This is a genomic window from Cellulomonas sp. GbtcB1 (genome assembly GCF_019091725.1).
In the GTDB taxonomy this organism is placed as follows: domain Bacteria; phylum Actinomycetota; class Actinomycetes; order Actinomycetales; family Cellulomonadaceae; genus Cellulomonas.
The window spans coordinates 1-228 of sequence record NZ_JAGXJG010000752.1; the positions used below are offsets into that span (position 1 = coordinate 1).

Below are 228 nucleotides of genomic sequence, written 5' to 3' on the forward strand. Positions count from 1 at the left end.
TCGGCGGGCTGCAGCACCCGCAGGCCCTTCTCGACGTCGAGGGCGGTCTTGACGCCGTCGAGCTGCAGGCCGAACTCGACCATGGTGATCGCCACGGCGGGCCGCATGCCGACCACGACGGTGGACGCGTCGAGCACCCGCGAGATCCCGGCGATCGACGACAGCATCCGGCCGATGAACGAGTCGACGAACTCCAGCCCGGAGATGTCGATCAGCACGCCGCGCGCC

The 228-nt window shown here is 70.2% G+C and carries 1 protein-coding gene; it reads right to left on the reverse strand.

The window, feature by feature from the left end:
• Nucleotides 1–228 (reverse strand): STAS domain-containing protein (locus tag KVT14_RS22075; RefSeq protein WP_217617456.1); only part of this gene is annotated, 228 nt, incomplete at both ends.